The sequence below is a fragment of the Streptomyces sp. NPDC088746 genome (assembly GCF_044751065.1).
GTDB lineage: Bacteria > Actinomycetota > Actinomycetes > Streptomycetales > Streptomycetaceae > Streptomyces.
The window spans coordinates 1-13825 of the sequence record NZ_JBIVLA010000011.1 but is presented as its reverse complement, the minus strand read 5'-3'; the positions used below and the strand labels follow the sequence as shown (position 1 = coordinate 13825).

Sequence of the window (13825 nt, the reverse complement as noted above, 5' to 3'; positions counted from 1 at the left end):
GGTCTGGGCGACGAGGACGCCCCCCAGTCGGCAGCGACGAAGGATCTCCTCTATCAGCTGCAACGAGCCAGTGACGCCGTACAAGCCGCGCAGCGCATGCTGCCCCCGTCCGGCACCGGTCCGGCGGAGAACCACCTGCCCGACGCCCTGGCCGCTGTCCACGCGGTGCGAGACGTCATCGATCACTACCTCACGCGGCGCTGCTCCGAGCTCGCTTGGGGCGCGGCTCAGGTGGCGTCCGGTCTCGCCCGGGACACCCTGGACCCCTCCGCGGCGGCAGCGTTCGGCGACGTCCGCCGCTTCCTCTCCGAGGCATCGCTCTTCGGCCGGGACGGGACCCGCGACGCGGACGCCGCGATCGGCGCCCTCTCGCTGACGCTTCCCGTAAGCCCTGTCCAAGCCGATGCCGCCGACCGGACACAGGACGTACCGGCGAACCTCGCCGAGGACTGCGACCGGCTGTCCCGGGCGGCCTTCGAAACACTGCACCACCGCTCCGAGCACCGCATGAGCGGATCGGACCTCCAGCAGCTGGCCCGCTGGACGGCCATACAGCGCCTGCTGGCCGGCCGCGTCCTGCTACAGGTCGCCGAAGAGCTGCCGGATGAGGCTGCTACGGCCCTTCGGGAGAGCACGGGGGCACTGCGCGGATCCGCACAGGTCTGGCAGAAGTCCGCGACGGCGTGGCACCGGATCGTGGACATCGCCGACCCGCGGTCCCACCCCAAGCTGCCCGCGCCCAGCTACGAGATCGTCCGCCGCGGAGAGGTGGTACGTCTGCCACGGGTCATCCCCCACCCCGCCACCGTGATCGCCCACACCGCGGCAGTCCGAGTGGGACAGCTGCTGTACGGACCCGAGTGGCGGCCGGAGGCCGCGGCCCGGCCCGACCCGCGGGGAGGAGCGGAGATCCTGGCCGACGCCCGGGGCGCCGGAGGCCTGGCCTCCGCCCTGTACCGGCTGCCCGCCGCGGGCTGGCAGCTCGCTCTCGCCGCGCCACAGGCCGTGAGCCTGGCGCGGGGTGGCCTCGTCACGGATGCCCTCGAGCACCAGGAGCCCGGGCGGAGGAACCACCGGTTCCGTCCGATTCGCCTGCACCAGCTGGAGGCGTTGTCCCACTCGTACAAGGCTGTTCTGCCCGCAGAGCAGGCATCAGCGGAGTCGCTTCTGAACGTAGCCAGACAGGCGGGCGTGCCGGTCCCCCCAAGCCCTGCTGGATGCCGCCGCACACCGGACCCTGGCGGCCGGGCTGGATTGTGGGCAGGCCCGGAAGGCGGTCAGGGTGGATCAGACCGGACTCCGAGCGCGGCAGCCGCAGGTACGGCAGCGGCGAAGGGCTCTGTAGTGCCGTCTGACGCTTTCGCCCCTCTCTCAGAGTGGCCGGCCACGACGTAGCAGCGACGGAGTTTGCCGAGTTCCGGAGCGCGGTCGGTGCGCGTCCCCACATCCCTATGCCGTACGAGTCAGTCCCACCAGAAGTCCCAGCTGCTCATACCGACGATGCGTTCCGCGTAGGCGGTGAGGGTGTAGGGAGGAAAGCCCTGCCAGACGTTGTCCGGGCAGAAGGCGAAGTGCTCGGCGGCGAGCCGGAGGGCGTCCTCGGTCTCTACCGGTGGTGCCGCGACGCTGAGGTGGAGGGTGTTAAGGCCGACGGCTACGACGCGTGCACCGAAGCGGTGCTCCCAGTCGCGTACGACGGCGGAGAACTTGGCGGTGTCGTTGTCGTAGTTGGCGGGGCCGTCCCAGCCCAGAGCGGTGAGGGCGTGCGCGCCGCCGGAAGCAGCGACGAGCCCGAGGCGTGCCTGGGGACGTTGTTCGGTGAAGACCCGTGCATATTGAGCGGCCACCTCACCAGCGTCGATCACGGGCCTGCGGCGGAGAACTGGACTCGGCCAGGTCTGCCCGAACGGCGCGGTGACAGCGAGCCGTTTGTCTGGCGTGAGCAGGTCATCGTCCTCGTCGGTCTTCGTGTACTCGCTCCACCATCGCGCTAGAAGATCGGCCGGGTCGTGCGCTTGGGGTGACGACATGCGCTCAGGCGACAGCTCGCCGGACGCCCATGGCCTGAACTCTTCGTCACCGGGGTCGTCAGCGTCGAGAAGGAGAGGCCACAGACCTGAGGTGCTGTGTTCGGCAAGCAGACGAGCCCACAGCTCGGCGGAGGCCGGGGCGTCGCTCAGCCAGAGCGGCTGCACAGCGCCGTCGCCTTCGTCCGATGTGATCATCCGGCCTTCCGGAAGCGGAACAGCCAGTGAGGCAAGGAGTTCAGGGGTCACGAGCGGATGCTAGTTCGAGAGTCTGACAGCCGGGGAGGGCGGATCGCTGGGTCGGTGCAGCGTGATCAATCGGTCAGTCGGCACCCGCAAACGGAGGCGGTCGGACCGGTGAGGATGATGACGGGGTGACGAGCGCTACTGATGACCATGTGAAGGTCCACTTCCGGATGGACGTGGACGAGGACGGCTGGCCGCCGGTGAGCGTCGAAAACCTGTGGGCGATAGATCTCGGCGATGGAACGGTGCGGTTGGCCAACACTCCCTGGTTCGTTCGAGGGGTTGCCAGCGACGACATCATCCGCGTGGAGACCGACAGCGAAGGCGTCCGCTGGGCTGGAGAGACAGTCAGAGCATCGGAGAACTGCACGATCCGGTTGATCGTGCTGAAGGACGGTGGCTCTGCCGCTGCCCGGCAGAGCGTGCTGGAGACCTTTCACCGCCTCGGTACCACCGGCGAAGGTATCGAACAGTTCCGAATGGTCGCTCTGGATGTCCCGCCGCATGCGGACCTGCGGCAGATCCAGAAGCTTTTGGGGCACGGCGAGGCGAAGGGCTGGTGGCACTGGGAGGAGGGGTGTGTCACCACCGCATGGAAGACCACGGCCAGCTCGTAGTGCTCCGCCATGGAGTGCTGTGCTCCATGGTGTCAGCGGCGGTTGGAGTCGGCCCATTCGTCTCTGTTCCACAGCACAGGCATGGCTCCGACGGGCTCGAACCGGATATCGGAGTCGTTGCTGTGCACGAGGGCGAAGAAGCGGCGCCCGACCACCGCCGCGCGGCGTGCCTGGCCGGCGACGATGTCCAGCACGATCTGGGCCGCCTCGGGGGAGGCGGCGGCGAACCGGTCGTAGTCGGTGAGGGACAGCACGAGACCGGCGCCCTCAGCAAGGCTGTCGTCGTAGGGACCGAAGCAGGCCACGTCGCCGAGGCAGTCGTTGAGCGCGTTCAGGTTGTGGCCGTAGTACGCGGGGAACCGCAGCGCGGCCGCGATGGCCTCGTGCATGTCCCGTTCCGTCGTCCAATCCCTTGCCTCCAGGTGGACGACCCGGAAGTCACGGTCCTCCAGGCGCTGCACGGCCTGCGTGAGCAGCCGGCGTCGCCAGAAGAGGGTCACGAAGGTGTTGCTCATGTACTCGATGCCGGGCATCCGATCCGCCGGATCCTGCCAGCCGGGCTTCTCGGCGGTTTCGCGCCTAAAGCGCTCCAGGAGTCGGAAGAACTCGTCGACCGCTGTGGAGCCGGCCGGTGTGTGCCGCTCGATCTCCGCGGCCCAGGTCAGAGAGCTCGATATCCCGTAGTGCTTGTGGAGCCAGTGGATGAAGTCCTCCTCGGGCCAGGGCGTGACAGGCCCGGGGGCGAACTGCACGGAGAGGGCTACGTTGTAGCCGGTGAGGATGGACTGCAGGTGCCGGAGCGAGCCGCCCGGCAGCCACATCCCGGGGCGCAGACGGATCTGCTCCAGGAAGTCGTACACGTCGGAGCACTTCTGCCAGTGCTTGAGGGCATGGGCAGGGCTGTTCTCGGTCGGCATCGGGACAGGCTACGGGGTTCCGGACGATGACGATGGGCTGGTCTCGTCAACTCGCGACATGCTCTGCTACTGAGCAGCAGCAACGCCGCGTGTTTCCGCCGATCGTGCCTCGGTCCGCGGCGCACGCGGCTGTTGCTGCCCTCAGCCGCCGGGTCCCGCCGGGTAGGCGTACTCGATGTACTGCAGACGTGCCAAGCCTGCCACGAGAAAGATCAGCGGCGGTGCCAGCCACCAACGGCTGAGGGATCGCCTCAACACAGGAAACAGAGTGAGCAGCCCTGTGAGGACGCCGAGCACGATCAGCAGCCCCGACGCGAAACCGATTCCCGTCAGGGTGCTGTCATCCCACGCTCCTTGTGGCTGAGTCATCAGAGCGCCGTAGGCGACGTAGGCGTTGAGCAGGTTCGCGAGAATGAGGAGCACACCTCACGGCCCTCGCAGCGCGCCGGTCACTTCAGAGCACTCCCTTGCTTCATCCAGGTTCTTGGCGAAGCCGCGACCGTAAGCCTGGGCGCTCTCATCCTGCCAGTAGGGGCCGCCGGTGGACTTCTCGTCGCTCCCGATCGACACGCAGCCAGGACACCGGTTCAGCGACGGCTCAGAGGTATGCCAACAACGCGGTGAGTTCGATGGACAACCCCAGGGCGCACGTTCTCCCGCTCGCCAACGGACTGCGCACCGACCACCCGGTGCCGGGCCTGCCGTTCGTCGACGACTCCCACCTCCCCCTCGACGAAGGCCCGAGGCCATCGAGGCCGTCGGCCGCAACAAGGCCGAAGGGATGTGGGGCCGCTTCGACAAGAACCGCGCCGACGGCGGCTGGCACGCCTTCACCACCGACCCGATGAAGCACTCGCTCGGCTGGGTAGTCCGCTTCCACCCCGAGCACGGCCGGACCGTGCTGCTGATGCGCGACGGCGACACCTCCTCCTGGCACACCCAGTGGACGCAGGACCAGCTGCTGTTCCGCACCAGCGGCTACTGGTTCAACGGCACCACCTGGTACCGGCCCGGGCAGGTCTGCAATCCGGTCGACCAGGACCACGACCGCCGCAAGGCCCGTGCCGCCGTCACCGTCACCGTCACCGCCGCCGACATGCTCGACGGCCGCGCCGACCCGGCCAAGGCGTACGTCGGCAAGGTGGCCACCTTCGAGGCGGACGCCGCCCGGCCGGACAACTGGCTCACCTGGCGCTGTGGGCCGAGCGCCGCCGGGAGCAGGCCGGCGCGCTGCAGCTGGAGCGGTGCGTGGTCGACGTCTCCAGCCCGGAACTGACCGGCTCGCAGCTGCTCGGCGCCCCAGAGATGGCCGAGCTGGGCGGCATCACCGCCTCGACGCTGCGCGCCTACATCTCGCGCGGCAACAGCGAGGTGCCGCTGCCGCAGGCCGTCGTCGGCGGCCGCGACCAGTGGGCCCGGGCGGTGGCCGAGGACTGGGCGGAGTCCCTCAGCGTTCCTACGAAGGCGTCGGGGCCGCCATGTCCGCCGGCGACCGCGACAGTCTCTCGCCGGGCGCGGCCGAGGTGCGCGACCGGTTCGTCACCGACTTCCAGCACACGCTGTTCGATCGGCCCGACGTGCGCAAGCGGTGGGTGCCGCGCCAGCGCAACAAGGAGTCCGTCGCCGAGATCGCGGGCGAGCTCGCCTGGTCCGTCGCCGTCAGCCTCGACCGCATCATTCCCACCGAGCACCTGGGGCGGACCGTCCGGGCCGCGGTGTTCACGACTGGCAGGACTCGCTCGACATGTTCGCCGACGACGAGGACGACGGCGGGGCGGGAAAGTGGTGGCATCTGAACCTGACCCCGTCGGTGGCCAAAATGCTCGACTGGTACGTCCGGCACTTCCCCGGCGAGGCGTACGGGACCATCGGTGACATCCAGCAGCAGGCCCACACGAAGTGGGACGTGCCCGCGGCCGACATTCTGCGCTCGCTGCGGTCGGCGCTCGACCTCGACGGCGAGCTGACCGAGCAGCAGCGCACTACGTACTTCGCGCTGCTCGCACCGCATGAGGACACCGACTGACCCGTCCTCGCCCGCCAGATGAAGGGGGCCGGAGCCAACGCCAGTGGCTCCGGCCCCCTTCGCGTGGACTGTAACCGCAGACCGGCCGACTCCCCCCGTGAGGCCCAAGAAACGGCAGGGCCGGCTGAGAGGCGGTGTCAGGCGGAAACCTCGGGGGGCGCATAGGTGATGCCTACGTCACCGGCGGAAGTCGCGGCGAGGGCCACGGCTGTCCAGATCGCGGCGGGAAGACCAGCCCGAGGACCATCACAGGCGTCGTTGAGGAGGTCCACGGTCAACACCACGGACTTGCCGTCCGGCCCCTTGGCCGAGAACTTGACCTCCTGCGCTGCCCACGGGTCCCCCTGGACAGAGGCGAACAGCACCAGGGCGTGGTACGCCGCGAAGTCCTCGCGGTCCCGAGTGAGGGTGAGAGTGCCCGACTGAAGGTCGATGCCGACACAGACCTGGATGTCATCCGGCGCAACGAGGGGCTCACCGGTGGCGATCAAGTCCACGCTGCTCTCCAAGGGCTGAGGTGGCAGTTCAGCTACTCAGCATGGCAGCTGACCGCCCGTCGGGTGGCGTTCCGGACGAAGCAGTTCGGCCCTGGCGGATGAGCGAGCCAGCGAGCCAATAAGTCAGCGAGCCAGCAAGTTGGCTAGCTGGCGAGCAGCTCTGACCAGCAAAAAGCCCCGCACCGAGCGGCGCGAGGCTCTGCTGTGTGGTCAGCCCGCGATCCGTACGACGCGGTCGGAATGGATGCGGTGGGCCTTGCGGCCGGCGGGCGACTGCATGAGCCCGGCGGACGACCGCTCGATCATCGCCACGTGCACGGACAAGGGAGCGGGCACCCGCACCGAGTACCCCTGGCCCCGGCGGATCGTCTGCCCGCCCTCGAGGAACCGGCGGATCGCCTCGTCCCCGGAGTCCTGCAGATGTTCGGCGACTAACCCGGGGACGTCGACCACCACGGTCGGGTCGACGGCGGGCTCCTCGTGGCCGTCGACGGGGGTGGGGCCGGGCTGGTCGTCCGCGTCCTGGGGCTCGCTCACCTCGCGGGCTCCGGCGTCGTCCAGGATGCGCCGGATCGTCTTCGGTGAGGTGCCGTACTGCCGGGCGAGTGCCTTCACGGCAGTGCCCTCCTCGGTGTACGCGGCAACGACGGCGGCGGCCTGGTCCTCGTCGAGAGCGGTCGGGCGCCCGAGGGTCTTGCCGGAGGCTGCTGCGGCGGCGACGCCCTCCTTGGTGTTCTCCGAGATCATGTCGCGCTGAAACTCCAGTACCGCGGCGAGCACGGAGACGACCATCTTGGTGCCGGGGTCGTCGGCCGCCAGGTCGATCCCGGAGAGGAGCCCGGACTCGACCTTGAGGTGCAGGCCGCGCCGGATGAGGACGGGGCGCAGTGCGATGACGTCGGCGACCGAGCGAAAGAGCCGCGCGGCGTCGGCGATCCGGATGGTGTCGCCGACGGCGGCTTCGTCGAGCAGCTGCTGGAAGCCCGTGCGATGTAGCGACAGGACCCGGCTGGAGGTCGCCGGGTCGTCGTACACCGGCGCCCCGGCCTTGATGAGGTGGGCGAGCGCGTGGCGCTGGCGGGCGTCGGTCTGCTTGTCGGTGGAGTGGCGCAGGTACACGCGGTCGGTCATGCGCCGGCAGCCATCGGCTCGTCGTCTGCCAGCTCGATCAGAGCGAGCACCGCGGCATGGCGGTCCGCGTCGCTGCCCAGCGGCCGGCCTTCGCCGCGCTCGACTTCTCTCTGGTGGAGCCAGTGCTGACGCTCGGTCCAGTCGCGCAGGACGGCGCGAGCCTCGTCCGGTGTGGCGTCGATCGCGGCCGCGATCTCGGTCCAGGTGGCCCCGAGGAGGATGGCCTCTCGGATGTCGCCCGCGCGGCGGGCGGTGAGGTCGCGCCGCATCGACTCCGACAGGGCGAGCACGGCCAGCACATCACCGGCGTCCCCACGCTCGACGGGGTCGGGGAAGTCCGCGGGCAGTGTCCTGTTCATCAGCCGATCGATATGGCCTGCGCGCTTCTCCACCTGCCAGGAGAACGAGACCCGTCCGCCGGTCATCGTGCGAACGTCTTCGGGGCGGCGGACCGTGAGGTCGATCCAGTGCTCGTGCGCGGGTGTGCTCATGAAGCCCCCTCAGTCGGCCGTGCCTGGTGGCCTCGGCGTCCGATGAACACCCTAGAGGGGCGAAAAGGGGAGGCGCAACAACGGAATGGATTTCATTGGATGGGCACCACTGGATTGCACGTTTTGAACCTATTTGGGTGACTTGACGGATTGGATCACCCCGGGGAGGCGAATTCGACTGATTCCGCCGCCCTGGGCCACTGGATCGCGTATGAGGCGATGCGACTGTTCCACTGCGGCCTAGGGCAGGGTTCACCAGTCGCCGGACAGTTCGGCGCGAGAGAGGGAGGAACCTGATGAGCCAAGATCTGAACGCGGAGCTGTCTCGCATCTACGAGCGCTGTATCGAGCAGGTGCGCACGATCGCCGCGCTCGACCCGACCAAGCCCGTCGTGGAATGGGACCGGTACACCTGCACGTCCGCCAACGAGTTCGCGTCGGACGTCGAGATGGCGTGGATGGGGGCTCACCCCGAGCACAAGACGCGGGACACCTACTGGGCGATCATGGGCGGCGTTCCCGTCGAGCGTGAAAGCGTCTCCGGGGACTCGCCTACGCGATACATCACGTACGGGCTGACGTCCTTCGCTCGTGTCCTGCAGTGCATCGAGGCCATGCGCGTCGGCCGATTCGACCCGCACGTGTCAGGCGGCATCATCCGGAACGACGAGGACTGAGCCATCGGGGGGCCCGGCCACGGTCCGGCCTCTACCGTTTCCGTCCGCTACTTGGAATGGATCACGCAGGCTCGCCCGCAAGGGACTCCTGATCACAGCCGCAGGTGAAAGGGCCACACTGCTTGCTGAACCAGACGCGGTCGACAGTCGGCACGTCCTGCATCTGGTCGGCGAGGGCCTATCGCGAGTGATGAACCAGCGGGGCAGGCTATGAGCAGTCAGTTTCCCGACTGCAAAGGGTGTTCTCACCCGTTTGGAGTAATGGGCAGGGCGATCGGGCTGAGTGTCGGCTCGCGCGTTCTGCGTAGGCTCTTAGCCGGACCCCTGGGTACGACGACGGGGAGCCCTCGCGTGCACCGATGCTTTGGCGGGCTGGTGCACGAGGAGGACTCCCCGGTGTTCGTGGTCGTGGTGGTCCGTGTCCAGTCCGAACACAGAATTCACGAGGCGTGAAAATGACTACCCCGACCAATGACGACGGTACAACGTCGTCACGTGATTGCGTCGTCCCGGCTTCTTCGGCTCATGCGGCGGGGAGCTCCGGACCGCTCCTGACCTCGCACGCTGCCCTCATCCTTTTGACGGCGGTCGTCGTCGGAGGAGTGGTGGCCATGCTGACTTACCTCAGCGCGAGCAACGGTGCGGCGGCGGTGCTTGCTGGTCTGACGTTGGCAGGTGCCAGCACCCCGGTGCTGCACACCCTCATCGGTCGCTGACGTTTCGCTTCACAGCCCCCGAGATTCGGTTCTTCCGAATTCCGGGGGCTGTCTTGTAGGTGGTCGCCGTGGTCATCGAGCACAACTCGATGACCTTCTCCTTCAGTGAGCCGATGTACGGCAGTCTGGATGACCCTCCCTACTCGATCTACTGCTGGGCGGGCTGCCGTGTCAGCGGTTTCGGCGTGGACCACGGGTCTGAGCCGGTGGCTGGTAGGAACGGCTGCTCTGGGCCGCGACCCGGGTGTTTCGGGTCTCTTCTGTCTTGTGCAGATCGGCGCGGGCCTGCATCTCGGACTGATGGAGCCTGGGGTGTTGCTCGGCGATCCGCGCTCGCAGGGCCTTCTCGGTCCGTGCGTCGGTAGCGACGGCCCGGTACATGGCCGCGTTCTCCCGGGCTCGGGTGGCCTGGCCGTGGGCGCGGGAGACGCGCTTCTCGTCGCCGGTGTCGATCTGCTGGATCCGGGCGGGGATCCGGGTCTCGCGCATCTCGGTGAGCCGGGCCGCGAGGGTGTCGATGTCCAAGGCGCGGTGCTCGGCGGCACCAAGCACGTTGGCGTACGGGCTGCTGCGCACGATCTCCCACGCGGCCTCGGCTGCTCGGGAGGCCGCGACCCGGGCCTCGGCCGCCTCCCGCCACCCAGCGGCGCGCTGCTCGGTGGCCTCCTGGGTGAGCTGCTTGTGCTCCTTGCGGGAGGTGCCCGCCATCCGCAGCGCGATCCGTCCCTTGCCGTCGGCCGCCGCCAGGACGCGCAGGTGCTCGTCCGCCTTCGCCGCGTGCACGGCCATCGCGGTCTCGCGGGCCTGCTCGGTGCGCGCGATGACCAGTTGCTCGTCGGCACGATCGAGCAGCTGGTAGATGGGCGCGACCTCCCGCCGGCCCCGGGTCTCCCCGCGGGCTCGGTCGGCTGTGATCTGCTCCTGCAGCGCGCGCTCGGTCGCTTCCGCATCGGCCGCGGCCTTGTCCTGGCGCCGGGCGTCGACGGGGCCGGTGGCGATGAGGTTGGTGAGCTCCTGGTCGGTCCGGTCGCCGTACGGGCGGCGGTTCCAGGCCCTGACGTCGGCGAGCTCCCGCTCCTCCTGCATGTCGGCCTTCTGCTCGTCCGTCAGCCGGTACTCGCGCTGTGGTTGGGCCTCGCGCTGGCGTGGGTCGTGGACAGTGGTCGACCGGGCGCGTGCCGCGCTCGCCCTCACGGCATGGGTGCGGGTCGGCGACGGCACGGCTGCCGGGGCCGGGGCCGGCGGTTCGTGGAGCAAGTCAGAGACCATCGCGTCCGGCCGCGACTGCCCGAGATACCGGGCGAAGGCGTCGACGGCGCGCTCTAGGCGTTCCCTCTCGGTGCGGGCGTCACCGAGCCGAGCTCGGGTGTCCTCGCTCTCGATGACCGCGAGCGGGAGCCACAGGTGATTCGCCTTCTTGCCCCGGGTCAGGCCTGGGTACGTCGCGAACGCGTTGGCGCCGTGCCCGTACAACAGGCTCGTGTCGCAGGTCATCCCCTGCGAGGCGGCGATCGTCATCGCGTACCCCAGCGACAGGGCCCCGGAAGCGACCTGGTCGGGCGTCAGCCACGCGGACACGAAGGCGGCGTCCTCACCCCGTGTGCGGGTACGCCACGTGATCTCGATCCGCCCGTCCTCGGCGATCTCGCTCACGACGGCCCGGTACCCGTTCAGCAGGTCCGGGCCTTCCCCGCGGCGGCTGCGGTAGTCGTTGGCCCGTACCCGTACGGCGTCGCCGGTGGCCAGGGTGAGCCCGTCCCCGCCGGGCAGGACGTAGGTGTGCTCGGTGCCGAGTTCGCCGGCGGCGCGGCGGATCTGCTGGGCCCCGGCGTTGAGCGCGTCGACGTCGGCGTTGCGGGCGGCGAGCACCACCAGCTCGTCGACGAGGGCGTGGTTGTCGGCCCACTTCTCGCGCCGGAGCTCGTCCCACGCGGTGAGGATCTGCGAGCGGGCCTCATCCGCGGACTCGGTGGGGTGGATCCGTCCACGGTCGGCGAGTAGGCGCAGCGCCTGGTCGTGGTCGCCGGTGCGCCAGACCTCCAGCGCGTGGCGTTCGGCGGCGTCCTCCTGGCGGCGGTTCTCGTGCAGGGTGAGCCCGCCGACGAGCCGGTGGACCTCACGGAACCAGCCACCCGCCGCGATGGCCTGGAGCTGGAGCGGGTCGCCGATGCCGATGAGCTGCGTGCCGGTGCGGGCCGCCTCGCGCATGAGGACCTCGGCCGCCCGGTCGTCCACCATCGTGGCCTCGTCCACGACCAGAACGTCGACACCTGTGAGACCGCTCCCGGTCTGGATCTGCTGGAGCCAGGCCGCGACCGTACGGGCCGGGATCCCGGATGCCTGGGTGAGGTTCTGGGCGGCGACGGCGCTCAGGCAGGCCCCGGCGTACGTGGTGCCAGTGGCGTCCCATCCGATCCGGCACGCCTCCATCAGCGTCGACTTGCCTGCGCCGGCGACACCGACGACCGTGTCGATGCCGTGCCCGCCGGTCAGCAGCCGGGTCACCGCCGCGCGCTGCTCGTCGGACAGCTCGAAGCCCACCGCGACCTCGAAGACGTCGACCGCAGCTGCCGCCTGATCGGCGGTCAGCGCGGTCCGGCCTTCGCCGTGGCGGGTGAGCGCCTGACCCCGGACGTACGTCTCCGCATCGAGGATGTCCTGCGTCGTGTACCGGGCTGTCGACGTCATGACGGTGGATCCGTAGTCCGGCACGCGCACCGCGTACCCGGCCACGTCCAGGACGTCGTCGGCGAGCTCGTCCAGGCGCCCGGGCCCGCCGTCGATCCCGGTCGACAGCGCGTTGCCGACCGCGGCGAGCAGCTGCGCGCGGGAGAACGTCTTCGCGCTGTGGGTGAGGCCGGTCTCGGGGTGAAAGACGATCGCGGCGAGGTCGGCGGGCGGCGGGATCCGCGGACCGCCGGGACCGTCGATGCCGAGCCCCCCGTCTGGGCCGGGCGGCCCGGGAGCGGCGGCCGCGACCATGGCGTCGACGTCGACACCGGCGTCCTCGGCCCGCTGACGCCAGCTCTCCCGCATCCCCGCAGTGCCGGCGGAATGCTTGGCCCGCTTGGTCTCCAGGGAGACCTTCGCCTTCTCCTGTCGGCTCGCGTCGGCGCCGGCAGTCTGGTCGACCAACGTGGCCCGGCGGGAGAACTCTGTCCGCAGCCGCTTCGGCACTCCCGCGACTTCCCACGCGCCGGTCTTCTCGGTCTGCTCGCGCCGGACTCCGAACCGGGCACACGTGAGCGCCCGCACTCGAGCCTTGAACAGCGCGTCGGCGGCGCTGGCGTGCCGGTGCAGGTCCTGCCCGGAGTTCGCGATGGAACGCCACTGTCCGTCCTCGCACAGGGCGAGATTCGGGATGGTGACGTGCAGGTGCAGGTGCGGGTCGCCTGGCTGCCCGTCGCCCATGGGCCGCGCCGCCTGGTGCTCGACGGACCAGCCCATCAGCCCGCCGGTCGCGATCCGGACCGGGCGCCCCTCCTCGCTGCCGACCGCGTAGCCGACCCAGGACTCGAGCTCGGTGAACACGTCGCGCTTGGCCTGGTGCACGAGGTCGCGCAGCTCGACCTCGTCCAAGTCCGCCATGAGGCCCTGGAGGACGCTGTCGGACTTGGGGAGGTCCAGCACCAGGTCCCAGCCGCGGACCCGGTCATCGACGCGGACGTCCTTGTGGTCCCGTGCCTCGGCCAGCTCGCGCTCGCCGTAGACCTCGTCCAGGGAAAGGCCTGCGGCGCGGGCGAGCTTGTGCAGGGTGGTCACCTGCATCCGGTGCATCTCACCGAAGCGGTGCACCATCCGCTGCTGCTGTCCGAGGACCTTCTGCTGCTTCGGCTTGCCCTCCAGCAGAGCCGCGGGCTCCACGCCCCGTTCCTCGGCCGCCGACTCGATCGCCTCGATCAGCCGGGCCGTGGTCAGCTTCGCCTTCTCGTGCGCGCGGACCGACGTCTGCGTACGGATCAGCCGGGCGCCGGTCTCCGGGTGGCACCCGGTCATCAGGCGCCGGGCGGCGTCCTTGCCGTCCCCATCGAGGACCTGGCCGTCGGTCAGTCCGACCGCCTGCAGACCAGTGCCCATCCACACCAGAGCAGCACCCTGGAGCCGGTAGTCGACCCGTTCGTCGACGGCACCTTCCCGCACCACGGCCTGCTCGGCTGACGCCTCCACCACCGAGCACCCGGCCTGCTCCCGCAGCCGGTAGTCGACCTGTTCGTCTGCCGTGATCTTCGTCAGCCAGGCCACCGGCCGCCCCCGTTCGTGCTGCCCCGTCAGCGGGGCTTGTGTGCTTGTGCTTTCCCGGCGTCCCGGGGTTCCCCGACAGGGGAACCCCCTTCGTCCTTCTCCTATGTTTGATCTTGGACCGGAACGGTCCGGGTCGGCAAGATCTGTCTAGTACGGGTTGACCTTGCAGATGTCAGTTCTAAGCTGCATGCGATCTTGCATAGGTCAGCGTGACCTTGCATCGAGGGGCGGGGTTAGT

At 69.5% G+C, this 13825-nt stretch carries 13 protein-coding genes; 6 read left to right on the top strand and 7 right to left on the bottom strand.

What is annotated here, in order from left to right; genetic code table 11:
- Positions 1 to 96 precede the first annotated feature (96 nt).
- The gene (locus tag ACIP63_RS34410; RefSeq protein WP_401523829.1) at positions 97 to 1395 is read left to right on the top strand and encodes a hypothetical protein; all 1299 of its coding nucleotides are present in this window, start codon (positions 97 to 99) and stop codon (positions 1393 to 1395) included.
- Positions 1396 to 1463: 68 nt separating this feature from the next.
- On the opposite strand, the gene ACIP63_RS34405 is transcribed toward ACIP63_RS34410, so the two are convergent.
- Positions 1464 to 2030 carry a DUF4253 domain-containing protein gene (locus ACIP63_RS34405; RefSeq protein WP_401523826.1) on the bottom strand — a complete coding sequence of 189 codons (567 nt, stop codon included), beginning with the start codon at positions 2028 to 2030 and terminating at the stop codon, positions 1464 to 1466.
- Between the two features lie 371 nt (positions 2031 to 2401).
- Between ACIP63_RS34405 and ACIP63_RS34400 the strand changes: the two genes are divergently transcribed.
- A complete protein-coding gene (locus tag ACIP63_RS34400) occupies positions 2402 to 2890 on the top strand; it encodes a DUF4265 domain-containing protein (protein ID WP_401523823.1) in 489 nt (162 codons plus the stop codon).
- Positions 2891 to 2922: 32 nt separating this feature from the next.
- Here ACIP63_RS34400 and ACIP63_RS34395 read toward each other — a convergent pair whose 3' ends face one another.
- Positions 2923 to 3807 carry a barstar family protein gene (locus ACIP63_RS34395; protein WP_401523820.1) on the bottom strand — a complete coding sequence of 295 codons (885 nt, stop codon included), beginning with the start codon at positions 3805 to 3807 and terminating at the stop codon, positions 2923 to 2925.
- 141 nt (positions 3808 to 3948) lie between these two features.
- The gene (locus ACIP63_RS34390) at positions 3949 to 4230 is read right to left on the bottom strand and encodes a hypothetical protein (protein WP_401523817.1); all 282 of its coding nucleotides are present in this window, start codon (positions 4228 to 4230) and stop codon (positions 3949 to 3951) included.
- Between the two features lie 358 nt (positions 4231 to 4588).
- On the opposite strand from ACIP63_RS34390, the gene ACIP63_RS34385 reads away from it, so the two are divergent.
- The 3 genes from ACIP63_RS34385 to ACIP63_RS34375 all read left to right on the top strand — a co-directional run bounded on the left by ACIP63_RS34385 (position 4589) and on the right by ACIP63_RS34375 (position 5833).
- Positions 4589 to 5083, top strand: a complete 495-nt coding sequence (locus tag ACIP63_RS34385) for a hypothetical protein (protein WP_401523814.1) — start codon at positions 4589 to 4591, stop codon at positions 5081 to 5083.
- Positions 5084 to 5285: 202 nt separating this feature from the next.
- Positions 5286 to 5603, top strand: coding sequence for a hypothetical protein (locus tag ACIP63_RS34380; protein WP_401523811.1), 318 nt, complete (start codon positions 5286 to 5288; stop codon positions 5601 to 5603).
- Entirely contained in the window at positions 5552 to 5833 is a 282-nt protein-coding gene (locus tag ACIP63_RS34375) for a hypothetical protein (RefSeq protein WP_401523810.1), read from the top strand. The genes ACIP63_RS34380 and ACIP63_RS34375 overlap by 52 nt, the downstream gene beginning before the upstream one ends.
- 137 nt (positions 5834 to 5970) lie before the next feature.
- Here the strand turns inward: ACIP63_RS34375 and ACIP63_RS34370 are convergent, their stop codons facing one another.
- From ACIP63_RS34370 to ACIP63_RS34360, 3 genes are all read right to left on the bottom strand, one after another.
- Entirely contained in the window at positions 5971 to 6330 is a 360-nt protein-coding gene (locus ACIP63_RS34370) for a hypothetical protein (protein ID WP_401523807.1), read from the bottom strand.
- Positions 6331 to 6540: 210 nt separating this feature from the next.
- Positions 6541 to 7461, bottom strand: coding sequence for a recombinase family protein (locus tag ACIP63_RS34365; protein WP_401523804.1), 921 nt, complete (start codon positions 7459 to 7461; stop codon positions 6541 to 6543).
- Positions 7458 to 7952: a hypothetical protein gene (locus tag ACIP63_RS34360; protein ID WP_401523802.1), complete on the bottom strand. Its 495-nt coding sequence runs from the start codon at positions 7950 to 7952 to the stop codon at positions 7458 to 7460. The genes ACIP63_RS34365 and ACIP63_RS34360 overlap by 4 nt, the downstream gene beginning before the upstream one ends.
- 296 nt (positions 7953 to 8248) lie before the next feature.
- On the opposite strand from ACIP63_RS34360, the gene ACIP63_RS34355 reads away from it, so the two are divergent.
- Complete coding sequence (locus ACIP63_RS34355; protein WP_401523799.1) at positions 8249 to 8629, top strand: hypothetical protein; 381 nt, start codon at positions 8249 to 8251, stop codon at positions 8627 to 8629.
- 887 nt (positions 8630 to 9516) lie between these two features.
- Here ACIP63_RS34355 and mobF read toward each other — a convergent pair.
- Positions 9517 to 13587: a MobF family relaxase gene (gene mobF, locus ACIP63_RS34350; RefSeq protein ID WP_401523797.1), complete on the bottom strand. Its 4071-nt coding sequence runs from the start codon at positions 13585 to 13587 to the stop codon at positions 9517 to 9519.
- Positions 13588 to 13825 lie beyond the last annotated feature (238 nt).